Origin of the sequence: Streptomyces anandii JCM 4720 (assembly GCF_014650655.1) — a bacterium.
In the GTDB taxonomy this organism is placed as follows: Bacteria; Actinomycetota; Actinomycetes; order Streptomycetales; family Streptomycetaceae; genus Streptomyces; species Streptomyces anandii.
Map to the genome: position 1 here is coordinate 148,709 of NZ_BMVJ01000010.1, position 12,446 is coordinate 161,154.

The window sequence follows — 12,446 nt, forward strand, 5'->3', positions numbered from 1 at the left end:
GTCGTACGACAACTGGACAGCTCGGCCGAGCGCTGGAACGCCACGGTGCCGAGCCTGACGGCGATGGACGCCGAGCGGCTGCGACGGGCGCTGTCGTCCGGGCCCTGACCTCGGCCCGCGCCGCGCCCTACCGGTAGTCCTCGGGACGGGACTGCATCCAGGTGTTGACCGCTTCCCGGGTGTCCAGCAGGAGCTTCTGGTGCCGCTTGAGGTTGGGGAAGGAGAAGTCGCCGCCCAGCGACTTCCGCATGGCCCGGATCCGGGCGAGCGGAGCGGCGAAGTGCCCGTCGCCCTTGGGGCTGGCCTTCATGGAGTTGTAGAGGTCGTCGAGGTTGGTCAGCACCCGGGTCAGGAAGTACTCGCAGTTCCCGGGAGTGGTGCACCCGTCGTTGTACGTCGCCTGCAACACCGCGAACGAGTCCCGCACCGCGGGCACGGCGGCCCCCGGTGCGGCATCCGAGGTCGGATAACCACTCTCGGCGGCGGCCGAAGCGGAAGCGGATGAGGACGGGGACCCGGACGAGGACGTGGACGGAGTCCGGACCCCAGCCGCCGAGGACGCGCCGGGGGCCGACGCAGCCGCCCCGCCGCCGTCCTCCGATGAGCAAGCGGTCAGCAGAACCACCGCCAGCAGAACCGGCACCACGCGTCGCGCGGCTGAGTACACGGGCTTCCCCCTTGATCGAATGCGAAGCTACTCCCTAACAGCTCCACGGACACCCTGTCCACCACCGGCTCTGCCGAAGGCCCGGGACCGCCGGCACCGGACAGGGGCGTTGCGTGCGGTCACGCCGGAGTGCCGCTCGAGAAGTCCTTCCCGAAGGTGGTCTCGACGGTGGTCGCCACGGGCTGGGCCACGCCGGTGCCGGTGAGGATGAGGCCCAGTTCGCGGTTGTTGTCGAGGGAGTTGGCGCTGATGTTCATGGAACCGGCCTCGACCTTCTGGGTGGACAGGCCGTAGTCGGCGACCATCGCCTTGGCGTGGACGTAGAAGCCGTTGGGGTCGGAGTAGCCGACGACCTTGCCGCCCGCCGCCTTGATCGCGGAGACCTGGGTGGAGTAGCTGGAGGGGCTCTCCAGCACGACGCGCACGGCGACGCCCGCCTTGGCCCGCGCCACGATGGCGTCGACCACCGTGCTGTCGCCGAGTTCCAGCTCCTCGACGTCCAGTGTGGCCGTGGCGTTGTCGATGACGGACAGCAGGCGGTTGCGCGAATCGGTGGGGGACCAGAGCAGGTGGTCGCCGTCGGTGGGGGTGACCGAGGTTGCGGCGTAGTCCGCCGCGAAGACCTTCTCGATCGAGGCGACGTCGCGGCTGTCGTCGTCGAAGACGCCGTAGTCACGGCTGGTGGTGTAGTACTGCGAGGTCAAGTTCCCGGTCAGGATCAGCGACTTCGCGCCGTCCACGGTGATGGTCTTCTGGTGGGTGTAGACGAAGGCCGACGGCGACCACACGACACCCACGCCGGCGCTCTTCAGGGAGTTGTACGCCGAGCTGTTGGCGCTCTGGTGCTGCCGGTCGAGGACGACCCGGACGGTGACGCCCCTGTTCTTCAGGGCTATGAGGTCGTTGACGGCCGTGGTGTCCTCGAGCTCGTACATCGTCATGTCGAGCGAGGTCGTGGCCGAGTCGATGAAGTCGTAGATCGTGGGCTGGCCGCCGCCCTGCGAGAAGGCGAACGCGGAGTAGCTCGCCGCGTTCGCGGGAACAGCGGTGGCGAACAGCGCGGCACCGGCCGCCAGGGCGACACCGGTACGGCCGAGGACCTTCCACAGCATGCGTGGCTCCCAGTCGGTTCGACGCTCGGAGTGGGCGTAAGCGTGGGCATGACACCACGCGCGTAGAACGCTGAGGAGGGGGCATGCGGTGAACTTGACGTGACGCAGGGCGCCCGTGAGTGAAAGAACGCGCGTCGACGCAGGTGAGAGCGGGAAACCCCAACTCCCTTGAAACGGCAAAAGCTTGGTATGCCGCTGACCCCCGGCAGGTCCTCACCGGACGAAATGCTGCATACGGTGCACTAGCTCCCGCGGAGTGATACCCCGCGCGAAGACGACTCGGTAGCCCGTGGGGAGAAGGCCCGGCACCTCTGCGGGCCACCGAAGGCCGTCGGGCACGAGTGTCTTCCCTGTCGCGCTGCGCCCGGCACCGCCCCACCCGGTGGGTGTGGCGGTGCCCCGGCGTGTCGACACCACTGTCACGGATACGAAACCACCGTAGAAGGCACAGTCGACGTCCCCGACGTAGCCGTCCCCACCTCGTTGATCACGTGTTCGTACTGGCCGTTGCCGCCCAGGGACACGACCAGCAGGTCGTGGAAACGGACGCCCGGGCGGGTCGGGGACTCGAAACCGTGGTGCTGGACGATCGTCGGGTCGACGTTGTAGTAGCAGTAGCTGCCCAGGCCCCAGCCCTCGTGGGTGGTGACGTCGGGGCCGACCTTGTAGGCGGCGTAGCCCTTGACCGGGCCGTTCTGGACGGCGGCCTGGTCCGGGGCGTCGTAGGCCTTCTCGTTCTGGAAGAAGATGGTGCGGCCGCGCTCGCCGTACCACTGCACGTCGTACTTGTTGAAGTGCTCCACGAACAGGCCCGTGCACAGCACGTCGTCGCCGTTGACGACGAGGCCGTGGTCGGCGCGGTTGGTGTCCCAGCCGATGCCCGTGCCGTGGTCGGCACGCCAGATCCAGGTGTGGTCGACGATGGTGTGCCGGCTGTTGATCACCATGCTGGTGGTGGCGCGGCCCGCGCCCGCGCCGCCGATGCGGACGAACACGTCCTGCACCGTGGTGGGGTTGGCGGCGTGGCTGCGCCACGCCCCGCGCGGGCCGACCTCCAGCAGGTTCGCGGAGTCGACCGGGCCGGCGTCGATCAGGAAGCCGGCGAGGCGTACGCCGTCGACGTCGGCGACCTTCATCACCGTGGTGCCGCCCTCGGGGACCAGGGTCGCGTAACCAAGGCCCAGCACCACCGTGTCGGGGCGGTGCACGCAGATCGGTTCGTCCAGGTGGTAGACGCCGGGGGTCAGGAGGAGGTGGAGGCCCTGGGCCAGCGCCTGGTTGAGGGTGGCAGCGGTGACGCCCGGCTGGGCGACGTAGAAGCGCGACAGGGGCAGGGAGGTGCCTCTCGGGGTGCCGTTGCCCCAGGTGACGCCCCGGGCGTTCACGCGCTTCCGCGGGAGGAACACGCGGAGTTCGTCACCGCGGTCGGCGTACAGGAAGGGCTTCTCGCGGGAGACCGGCGTCGAATCGAGCGTCGTGTACGGGGGATTGGGGAAGCTCTGCGCGGGGGCGCCCTCGACGCCCGAGAACACCATGTTCCAGACGCCGTTGAGCCAGCTGCCGATCGCGCTGTCGCGGGTGTACCACTGCTGCTGTGAGTACGGTCCGACCTGGCCCTCGATCCGGCTGTCGGCGATGTAGCCGCCGCTGGCCCAGCCGTAGCCGGTCGGTTCGAGGTCGAGGCCGCCGTGGACGTGCATACGGCGGAAGGGCGCGGCCTGGGCGACCGCCCAGCGGTTGGTGCCGTTGGCCGGGTACAGGGCCAGGTTCTCCGCCGAACGCCAGAAGTTCTGCGTGGCGTTGCCGCCGAACCAGCCCGCGTCGACCGTGACGTCCCCGTGGATCGTCGTGTCGTCCGGGGAGAGGCCGAGACCGGCGATGGAGGTGTAGAAGCCGAGCTGGGCGTTCAGGCCCTGGTACGTGCCGGGCTTGAAGAGCAGGGCGTAGCGGCCGGTGCCGAACTGCGCCGACTCCTGCCGGGCGAAGACCTCGTCCAGCTTCGCCTGGATACCGGGCGTCGAGGGGTCGAAGACCAGGACGTTCGGGCCGAGGTCACCGCCGCCGCGCAGACGCCGGGACTTGGCGGGAGCGGTGGACGGCCCGGTGGCGCGGGTGCTCGCGGACGCCTGGGGAGCGGCGAGGCCGGCCAGCAGGGGAGCGGCCGCCGCGGCGCCGAGAACGGCTCTGCGGGCCACGGCGGGGGTGACGGACTCCGGGGAGGAAGAGTGCATGGGGCGGCTCTCCTGGTTCAGGAAGTGAACGATGCGGGGTTCGAGAGCGCTCTCTCGCCGGTGAATGCTTCATCCGTGTGAACGAAGCGTCAAGGGGTGTGACGCAGTTCGTGCGTCCACGACCGAGTCGTCGTCAAGTGCCGCGCGGCGCGGGGGGCATGGTGGTCCAGAGCTCGCGCCGGCCTCGCCGTCCGTCGAGACCCAACCGTTGCACAGCGGCCCGGTTCCCCCCTCCGCCGCAGGTCAGGATGACCGAGTAGGGCGTGCGGGGCGTCCTGTCCGCCGTCCCCGGCGGGACTCCGTTCGACGGTCCTTGCCGTATCCCTTGACGGGTTCCCCCGGGAAGGTTTAACTCACGTCCTAAATTAAGCCATGAGGCGACTTCGGAAGTCGAACGGGCGACGGGATTCCACCGCCGTCGCACCCGTCACGGTCCGGAGGATTCCTCGCGGTTCTCGACTCCCGGAAAGGGACACCAGGAGCCATGCGCAGCATCCGAGCCGCGGCCGTAGGCGCCGTCACCATGTCTCTCGCCCTTGCCGCCTCGGCCTGCGGAGGCGGTTCGTCGACGGGCGGCGGGGACAACGCCTCGCCCAAGACGCTCACTTACTGGGCCTCCAACCAGGGCGCGAGCATCGAGATCGACAAGAAGGTGCTCCAGCCCGAGCTCGACAAGTTCCAGAAGCAGACCGGCATCAAGGTCAAGCTGGAGGTCGTCCCCTGGACGGACCTGCTCAACCGCATCCTCACCGCGACCACGTCGGGACAGGGCCCCGACGTGCTCAACATCGGCAACAGCTGGAGCGCCTCCCTCCAGGCCACCGGCGCCCTGCTGCCCTGGGACGCGAAGAACTTCGCGAAGATCGGCGGCAAGGACCGCTTCGTCGAGTCCGCGCTCGGCTCCACCGGCGCCCCGGGCAAGGACCCCGCCGCAGTGCCGCTGTACTCGATGGCGTACGGCCTCTACTACAACAAGCGGATCCTCGCCGACGCCGGTATCGCCAAACCCCCGACCACCTGGGCCGAGTTGGTCGCCGACGGCAAGAAGATCCAGGCGAAGGGCAAGCAGGTCCTCGGCGCCGAGGGCTCCAACGTCTCGGAGAACATCCACCACGTCTTCGTCTTCGCCAAGCAGCACGGCGCCGGCTTCTACACCGCCGACGGCAAACCCGACTTCACCAACGCGGGCGCCGTCACCGCCGTCAAGCAGTACGTCGACCTCATGGCCAAGGACAAGGCCGTCCCGGCGGGCAACGCCGAGTACGCCCAGAACCAGTCGGTGAGCGACTTCGCCAAGGGCCGTACCGCGATGCTGCTGTGGCAGTCCGCCTCCGCCAACCTCGCCTCCCAGGGCATGAGCGCCGACGCCTACGGGGTCGCCCCCGTCCCCGTGCAGTCCGGCACCCCCGGCAGCGGCACCCAGGTCAACTCCATGGTGGCCGGCATCAACCTCGCCGTCTTCAGGAACACCCACAACCTCGACGGCGCCACCAAGTTCGTGAAGTTCATGACCAGCGACGACGAGCAGAAGATCCTCAACAAGGCCTACAGCTGCATCCCGTCCGTCAAGTCCGCCCAGTCCGACCCGGCGTTCAACACCCCCGCCAACACCGTCCTGAAGAACACCCTCGCCACCAGCGCCGCCGCGCTGCCGCAGGTGGCCGACGAGTCCCAGTTCGAGACGACGGTCGGCACGGCGGTCAAGGAACTGTTCGCCGACGCCGCCGCCGGACGCGCGGTGACCACCGACTCGGTGAAGGCCAAGCTGCTCAAGGCCCAGCAGCAGATGCCGGCGAAGTGAGCACGGACCCCGTCATGACGACCACCGCTCACGAGCAGGCCGGCACGACGGCGGTGCCGCGGAGCCCGGCCGGTGGCGCGGACGCGACGCGGGACCCGCGTCGCCGCCCCCGCCCCGGTCGGCTCCGCCGGGCCTCCCTGCCCTACCTGCTGCTCCTGCCCGCCCTGATCCTCGAACTCCTGGTCCATCTGGTGCCGATGGTGATCGGCGCCGTGATGAGCTTCAAGGAGCTCACCCAGTTCTACATCCGCGACTGGGGCAGCGCCCCCTGGTCCGGACTCGGCAACTACCGCGTCTCGGTGGACTTCCACGCCCCCGTCGGCGAGGCGCTGCTGCACTCCTTCCTCGTCACCGTCGGCTTCACCCTGCTCTCGGTCGGCCTGTGCTGGCTCGTCGGCACCGCCGCCGCCGTCTTCATGCAGGACACCTTCCGCGGGCGCGGCCTGCTGAGAGCGCTCTTCCTGGTGCCGTACGCCCTGCCCGTCTACGCGGCCGTCATCACCTGGGTGTTCATGTTCCAGCACGACAACGGCCTGGTGAACCACGTCCTGCACGACCAGCTCCACCTCACCGACAAGCGGTCCTTCTGGCTCATCGGCGACAACAGCTTCTACGCCCTGCTGACCGTGTCGGTGTGGAAGGGCTGGCCGTTCGCCTTCCTCATCGTCATGGCCGGCCTGCAGAACATCCCACGCGAGCTGTACGAGGCGGCCGCGCTGGACGGCGCCGGCCTGTGGCAGCAGATCCGCCGCATCACCCTGCCCTCGCTGCGCCCCGTCAACCAGGTGCTGGTCCTCGTCCTGTTCCTGTGGACCTTCAACGACTTCAACACGCCGTACGTCCTGTTCGGCAGGGCCGCCCCCGACGCCGCCGACCTCATCTCCGTCCACATCTACCAGGCGTCCTTCGTCACCTGGAACTTCGGCACCGGCTCGGCCATGTCCGTACTCCTGCTGCTGTTCCTGCTGCTCGTCACGGGCGTCTACCTGGCCCTCACCTCGCGCGGACGGAGGTCCTCCCGTGCCTGACCCGCACCCCTCCGCGACGGCTCCCGGATCCCCGATGGCTCCGCCGCGCTCCTTCCTGTGGTCCCGGCGGATCTTCCTCACCCTGCTGACCGGCTTCGTGCTGGTACCCGTCTACGTGATGGTCTCGTCCTCGCTGAAGCCGCTCGCGGACGTCACCGGCAAGTTCCGCTGGTTGCCGAGCGGGCTGACCGTACGCCCGTACATAGACATCTGGTCCACCGTCTCGCTCGCGAAGTACTTCGTGAACTCCCTCGTCGTCGCGGGCGCGGCGACCGTCTGCTCGGTTGTGATCGCCGTCTTCGCGGCGTACGCCGTCAGCCGCTACGCCTTCCACGGCAAGCGCGTCTTCACGGTCACCGTGCTGTCCACGCAGATGTTCCCGGGCATCCTCTTCCTGCTGCCCCTCTTCCTCCTCTACGTCAACATCGGCAACGCCACCGGCATCGCCCTGTTCGGCTCCCGCGGCGGGCTGATCCTGACGTACCTGACCTTCTCGCTGCCCTTCTCCATCTGGATGCTGATCGGCTACTTCGACTCGGTGCCGCGCGACCTGGACGAGGCGGCGCTGGTGGACGGCTGCGGCCCGCTCGGCGCGCTGTTCCGCGTGGTCGTGCCGGCCGCGATCCCCGGCATCGTCGCCGTCGCCGTCTACGCCTTCATGACCGCCTGGGGCGAGGTGCTGTTCGCCTCCGTCATGACCAACGACACCACCCGCACGCTCGCCGTGGGCCTGCAGGGCTACTCCACGCAGAACGACGTGTACTGGAACCAGATCATGGCCGCCTCGCTCGTCGTGAGCGTGCCGGTGGTGGCCGGCTTCCTGCTGCTGCAGCGCTACCTCGTCGCGGGCCTCACCGCAGGAGCGGTGAAGTGACCGCCAACCCGCCCACTTCCGAGAGGACTTATGTGTCCGACGCCATCGACCTCGCCGCGCTCCCGCACGACTTCCTGTGGGGCACGGCCACATCGGCGTACCAGATCGAGGGAGCCGTCGCCGAGGACGGCCGGTCGCCGTCCATCTGGGACACCTTCTCCCACACCCCGGGCAGGACCGACAACAACGACCACGGCGACATCGCCTGCGACCACTACCACCGCTGGCGCGAGGACATCGCCCTGATGCGCCGCCTCGGCACCAACGCCTACCGTCTGTCCGTCGCCTGGCCGCGCGTGCTGCCGGGCGGCGACGGTCCGGTGAACCCCAAGGGCCTGGCCTTCTACGACCAGTTGACCGACGCCCTCCTCGAAGCCGGCATCACCCCGTCCGTCACCCTCTACCACTGGGACCTTCCGCAGGTCCTCCAGGACCGCGGCGGCTGGCCCGAACGAGCGACCGCCGAGCACTTCGCCTCCTACGCCTCGGTCGTGGCCGAACGCCTCGGCGACCGGGTCACCCACTTCACCACTCTCAACGAGCCATCCTGCTCGGCGTGGATCGGCCACCTGGAGGGCAAGATGGCCCCCGGCCTGACCGATCTCACGGCGGCCGTCCGCGCCTCCTACCACCTGCTGCTGGGCCACGGCCTCGCCGCCCAGGCGATCCGCGCCGCCGCACCCCGCGCCGAGATCGGCATCGTCAACAACCTCTCCACCGTGTTCCCGGCCACCGACCGCCCCGAGGACCAGGCGGCCGCCCGCCGCCACGACGGGCACGTCAACCGCTGGTGGCTGGAGCCCGTGCACGGCCGCGGCTTCCCCGCCGACATGCGCGAGGTCTACGGCGTCGAACTCCCGGAGAGAGCGGGCGACCTGGAGACGATCGCCACGCCCCTGGACTGGCTGGGCCTGAACTACTACTTCCCGGCCACCGTCGCCGACGACCCCGACGGCCCGGCACCGCGGGCAAAGGCCGTACGCCGTACGGGCGTTCCGCGCACCGGCATGGACTGGGAGATCGACGCGGGCGGCATCGAGACCCTGCTGCTGCGGCTCACCGACGAGTACGGCGCCCGCAGGATCTACGTCACGGAGAACGGCTCGGCCTTCCCCGACGTGGTCCGTCCCGACGGCACGATCGACGATCCCGAGCGCCAGGACTACCTCGTCAAGCACCTGGCCGCCTGCGCCTCGGCGGCCCGCAAGGGCGCCCCTCTCGCGGGCTACTTCGCCTGGTCCCTGCTCGACAACTTCGAGTGGGCGTACGGCTATGACAAGCGCTTCGGCCTGGTCCACGTCGACTACTGGACGCAGGAGCGGACCATCAAGGGCAGCGGACACCGGTACGCGAAGATCGTGCGCGCTCACCGGGAGCGGGGGCGGAAGGCGGCCTGAGGGCCGGAGCCCCTGGCGGGGGACGCGGGGCTCCGCCGGGGAGCCCCGCGGGTCATGTTCTCGGGCCTCGCTGCCGAGGGACACGGGTCCGGCCGGCCACCACAGGGGTGGTGGAGGCGCGGTGGGTGGCCCGGCCGTAGGCGGCCGCCGCCGTGAGGAACACCGCCAGGACGGCGGCCGGGGCGACGGCCGCCGTCCAGCCGCCGGCGCCCCCGTCCGGGCCGGCCAGGAGGCGCAGGGCCGTGACGGCGGCGGAGGCGGCCACACCGCAGCCGACGACCGCGGCGACGACGTGCCGCGCATGGCCCGGACCGGCCGCGGGCACGGGCCCGCCGAGCCGGGCCCACTGCCGCGCGGTATCGCGCACCTCGCGCCTGCGCAGTACGGCGGCGTCGAGCCGTAGCGCGGCCGTGGCGGTGGCGCCGACCACGGCCGCGACCCCCGGCGCCCACCACCCCTCGGCCACGAGCAGCAGCAGCGCGAGCACGGCCGTGCCGGCCCAGCCGGTCACACAGGCCGCGGCCGCGATACGGCGGGAGTCGGGCCGGTCGGCACCGGCCCGCAGGTCCGCGAGGGCCGGCAGGTACCAGACGCACCCGGCTGCGGTGAGCGCCCCGGCACCCAGGGCGGCGACGGCGTGCGCCATGGCCTACCTCGCCGCTTCCAGGCCCGGCAGCCCCGCCGCACCGGTGACCTCCCCGGCGTCGTCCAGTTGGGCGATCTCCGGGTGGTGCAGGTCGAACGCGGGGGACTCGCTGCGGATCCTCGGCAGGGAGACGAAGTTGTGCCGGGGCGGCGGGCAGGACGTCGCCCACTCCAGCGAACGGCCGTAGCCCCAGGGGTCGTCGGTCTCCACCTTGGGTCCGTACTTGGCGGTCTTCCAGACGTTGTAGAAGAACGGCAGGATCGACAGGCCCAGCAGGAAGGAGCCGATGGTGGACAGTGTGTTGAGCGCGGTGAAGCCGTCGGCGGCGAGGTAGTCGGCGTAGCGGCGGGGCATGCCCTCGACACCCAGCCAGTGCTGGACCAGGAAGGTGAGGTGGAAGCCGGCGGTGAGCGTCCAGAAGGTGATCTTCCCGAGGCGCTCGTCGAGCATCTTGCCGGTGAACTTCGGCCACCAGAAGTGGAATCCGGCGAACATGGCGTACACGACCGTGCCGAACACCGTGTAGTGGAAGTGCGCGACGACGAAGTACGAGTCGGAGACGTGGAAGTCCAGCGGCGGCGCGGCGAGGATGACGCCGGTCAGACCGCCGAAGAGGAAGGTGATCAGGAAGCCCGTCGTCCACAGCATCGGCGTCTCGAAGGAGAGGCTTCCCTTCCACATGGTGCCGATCCAGTTGAAGAACTTCACGCCGGTCGGGACGGCGATCAGCATCGTCATGAAGGAGAAGAACGGCAGGAGCACGCCGCCGGTGACGTACATGTGGTGGGCCCACACCGTCACCGACAGGCCCGCGATGGAGATGGTCGCGCCGATCAGGCCCATGTAGCCGAACATCGGCTTGCGGGCGAAGACCGGGATGACCTCGGAGACGATCCCGAAGAACGGCAACGCCAGGATGTAGACCTCGGGATGGCCGAAGAACCAGAACAGGTGCTGCCACAGCAGCGCCCCGCCGTTGGCCGCGTCGAAGATGTGGCTGCCGAACTTGCGGTCCATCTCCAGGGCGAACAGGGCCGCCGCCAGCACCGGGAAGACGATCAGGACGAGCAGCGCGGTCAGCAGCACGTTCCAGGTGAAGATCGGCATGCGGAACATGGTCATGCCGGGGGCGCGCATGCAGATGATCGTGGTGATGAAGTTGACCGCGCCGAGGATGCTGCCGAAGCCGGACAGCGCCACGCCCATGATCCACAGGTCGGCGCCGAGTCCGGGGGAGTGGATGGCGTCGGACAGCGGCGCGTACAGGAACCACCCGAAGTCGGCCGCGCCGCCCGGGGTGAGGAACCCGAACGCGGCGATCGAGGAGCCGAACAGGAACAGCCAGTAGGCGAGCATGTTCAGCCGGGGGAAGGCCACGTCGGGGGCGCCGATCTGGAGCGGCATCATCCAGTTGGCGAAGCCGGTGAACAGCGGCATCGCGAACATCAGCAGCATGATCGAGCCGTGCATGGTGAACGCCTGGTTGAACTGCTCGTTCGACATGATCTGCAGTCCGGGCCGGGCGAGTTCGGCCCGCATCATCAGCGCCAGTACACCGCCGACGATGAAGAAGGCGAAGGCTGTGACGAGGTACAGCGTCGCGATCTTCTTGTGGTCGGTGGTGGTCAGCCAGTCCACCCACGCCGGCCGCGCGGCGCGTTCCGCCGGCGCCGGACCGTCCGCTCCGCCGGCTGCCACCGCGGCCGTCGCGACCGGGTCTCCCGGCCGCCGGCTCTCCGGCACCTGCTGTATCCGCACCTCGTCCACCGGACGGTGCCCTCCCCATCTGCTCGGTTCATCGACATGACGACGACGAACCGGAAGTGCGCAGGCTGAGGAACACGGACCCGGCCCTCCCGGCCGCCGCCACATGATCGCCGCAGACGAGGGGGGTACCCATAGGGCCCAACAGTCCCTGCCGGACCCGGCGGACAGGGCCCGAAGATCCGGGACCTTCTCCGGCGGGCGGGGTACCTGGAGCCCCTTCCCCCCGGATACGTGCCCTCCGCGTCGGGTACGTCAGTGACGCCGCGGGGTCTCCCGCAGCGCCGCCCGGGCCGCACGCAGCCAGGTGTCCTTCGCGAGAGCCAGGGCGTGGAACTGTCCGGGCCTTTCCCGGATGAATTTCCGCTGCCAGGCCCGCTCCACCGCACTCCATTCCTCGACGAGGCGGGTCCTTTCCTTGCAGCGCACGTCCGCGAGGGCGACGGAATTCTCCTGCCCGCTGGGCCGGTCGGTCTTCTGCCATTTCGAGTCGGCGGCGGCGTCCAGCGGAGTTCCGTAGGAATACCCGGATTTCTTCATGCACGCACTCCACCGGGACAAGGCATGCCGCACACGCGAATCCTTGAGCGAATCGTCGAAGGACGAGGTCGTGAGCTCGTCGAGTACGTTGTGCGGAGATTTCGGTACGTCCTCGCGCAGCGCTTCGTGGGCCGTCTTCCAGCACCCGCCCACGGATTGCGAGGCACCCGCCTTTCCGAACGCGGCGTCGGCGTCGGCCTGGGTGAGGCGGGCGTTGCGGGCGTCCTCGGCGGTGCCGCGCGCGGCGACGCCGGGCGGGGAGGGCGGCTGGTGGTACCCGTATCCGGCGGCGACGTCCGCCTCGATCACCCCGTACCGCGCCCGGTTCGGCGGATCGGCGTCGGTGGCGGCGGGCAGGGGCGTCCAGGACCGGCCCTGCGCGCGCA

10 protein-coding genes are annotated in these 12,446 nt (G+C 69.7%); 4 read left to right on the top strand and 6 right to left on the bottom strand.

The annotated features are described in order from the left end of the window. Nucleotides 1-127 precede the first annotated feature (127 nt). The 3 genes from IE249_RS19625 to IE249_RS19635 form a co-directional block, all read right to left on the bottom strand. Nucleotides 128-427 (bottom strand): hypothetical protein, encoded by a 300-nt coding sequence (locus IE249_RS19625; RefSeq protein WP_189706241.1) that lies wholly within the window; start codon nt 425-427, stop codon nt 128-130. 359 nt (nt 428-786) lie between these two features. Beyond that, the gene (locus tag IE249_RS19630; protein ID WP_189706243.1) at nt 787-1,779 is read right to left on the bottom strand and encodes a phospholipase D-like domain-containing protein; all 993 of its coding nucleotides are present in this window, start codon (nt 1,777-1,779) and stop codon (nt 787-789) included. A gap of 419 nt (nt 1,780-2,198) precedes the next feature. Next, nucleotides 2,199-4,010 carry a pectate lyase-like domain-containing protein gene (locus IE249_RS19635; RefSeq protein WP_189706245.1) on the bottom strand — a complete coding sequence of 604 codons (1,812 nt, stop codon included), beginning with the start codon at nt 4,008-4,010 and terminating at the stop codon, nt 2,199-2,201. A gap of 484 nt (nt 4,011-4,494) precedes the next feature. Between IE249_RS19635 and IE249_RS19640 the strand changes: the two genes are divergently transcribed. The 4 genes from IE249_RS19640 to IE249_RS19655 are packed head-to-tail and all read left to right on the top strand — an operon-like array spanning nt 4,495 to nt 9,110. Then, a complete protein-coding gene (locus IE249_RS19640; RefSeq protein WP_189706247.1) occupies nt 4,495-5,811 on the top strand; it encodes an ABC transporter substrate-binding protein in 1,317 nt (438 codons plus the stop codon). 14 nt (nt 5,812-5,825) lie between these two features. After that, nucleotides 5,826-6,839 carry a carbohydrate ABC transporter permease gene (locus tag IE249_RS19645; RefSeq protein WP_189706249.1) on the top strand — a complete coding sequence of 338 codons (1,014 nt, stop codon included), beginning with the start codon at nt 5,826-5,828 and terminating at the stop codon, nt 6,837-6,839. A gap of 34 nt (nt 6,840-6,873) precedes the next feature. Next, nucleotides 6,874-7,713, top strand: coding sequence for a carbohydrate ABC transporter permease (locus IE249_RS19650; RefSeq protein WP_189706457.1), 840 nt, complete (start codon nt 6,874-6,876; stop codon nt 7,711-7,713). Nucleotides 7,714-7,745: 32 nt separating this feature from the next. After that, entirely contained in the window at nt 7,746-9,110 is a 1,365-nt protein-coding gene (locus IE249_RS19655) for a GH1 family beta-glucosidase (protein WP_189706251.1), read from the top strand. 52 nt (nt 9,111-9,162) lie between these two features. Here the strand turns inward: IE249_RS19655 and IE249_RS19660 are convergent, their stop codons facing one another. The 3 genes from IE249_RS19660 to IE249_RS19670 all read right to left on the bottom strand — a co-directional run. Next, nucleotides 9,163-9,756, bottom strand: coding sequence for a hypothetical protein (locus IE249_RS19660; RefSeq protein ID WP_189706253.1), 594 nt, complete (start codon nt 9,754-9,756; stop codon nt 9,163-9,165). Between the two features lie 3 nt (nt 9,757-9,759). Beyond that, the gene (ctaD, locus tag IE249_RS19665) at nt 9,760-11,454 is read right to left on the bottom strand and encodes an aa3-type cytochrome oxidase subunit I (RefSeq protein ID WP_373304418.1); all 1,695 of its coding nucleotides are present in this window, start codon (nt 11,452-11,454) and stop codon (nt 9,760-9,762) included. A 321-nt stretch (nt 11,455-11,775) separates the two neighbouring features. Continuing rightward, nucleotides 11,776-12,446: hypothetical protein (locus tag IE249_RS19670; RefSeq protein ID WP_229858850.1), on the bottom strand; the 671-nt coding region annotated here is incomplete at its 5' end.

Coding starts and splice junctions, on each gene's coding strand:
- IE249_RS19630 (WP_189706243.1), bottom strand. CDS start 1,779: ATGCTGTGGAAGGTCCTCGGCCGTACCGGTGTCGCCCTGGCGGCCGGT.
- IE249_RS19635 (WP_189706245.1), bottom strand. CDS start 4,010: ATGCACTCTTCCTCCCCGGAGTCCGTCACCCCCGCCGTGGCCCGCAGA.
- IE249_RS19640 (WP_189706247.1), top strand. CDS start 4,495: ATGCGCAGCATCCGAGCCGCGGCCGTAGGCGCCGTCACCATGTCTCTC.
- IE249_RS19645 (WP_189706249.1), top strand. CDS start 5,826: ATGACGACCACCGCTCACGAGCAGGCCGGCACGACGGCGGTGCCGCGG.
- IE249_RS19650 (WP_189706457.1), top strand. CDS start 6,874: ATGGCTCCGCCGCGCTCCTTCCTGTGGTCCCGGCGGATCTTCCTCACC.
- IE249_RS19660 (WP_189706253.1), bottom strand. CDS start 9,756: ATGGCGCACGCCGTCGCCGCCCTGGGTGCCGGGGCGCTCACCGCAGCC.